This window comes from Tamlana crocina (assembly GCF_012037625.1).
In genome coordinates this window covers 1-490 of the sequence record NZ_JAAVJS010000182.1, presented here as the reverse complement: position 1 = coordinate 490, position 490 = coordinate 1, and the positions used below count along the sequence as shown (strand labels likewise).

Genomic DNA, 490 nt, shown 5'->3' with positions numbered 1-490 from the left:
AATTTGGTTACCCAACTCATAAGATGTGCAGTTTCTATTCCTTCAAATATTGCCGAAGGGACAAGTAAAAAAACTGATAAGCATTTTTCTCAGTATTTAGACAGTAGTCTGGGTTCTGCTTTTGAATGGGAAACGCAGTTAATCGTTGCTTATAACGAGAAATATATTAGTGAGAAACATTTTCAGGAATTAGAAACAAAAATCCAGGATCTGCAAAAAATGATCTCTGGTTTCATTGATGGTCTAGACAAAAAGTCTTGACTCTTGATTCTTGACTCAATTTACCAATTTCAAATAATAATATTAAATAAAAATGAGTACACAAACAGATAGCAACAAAAAAGACCTTCTTCGCGGGGGGCAATTCCTGGTTAAAGAAACCAGTGCAGAAAACATTTTCACACCCGAAGATTTTTCTGATGAGCAGAAAATGATGCGCGAGAGCGTTCAGGAATTCGTGAACCGGGAGCTCATTCCTAAAAGAGAGGAA

The 490-nt window shown here is 36.1% G+C and carries 2 protein-coding genes; both read left to right on the top strand.

Annotation, left to right across the window (positions count from 1 at the left end; translation table 11 throughout):
- Nucleotides 1-261, top strand: a 261-nt coding sequence (locus HC176_RS16245; protein WP_167920043.1) for a four helix bundle protein, incomplete at its 5' end; no start/stop codon positions are given.
- Nucleotides 262-313: 52 nt separating this feature from the next.
- Nucleotides 314-490 (top strand): acyl-CoA dehydrogenase family protein (locus tag HC176_RS20085; protein WP_167920041.1); only part of this gene is annotated, 177 nt, incomplete at its 3' end.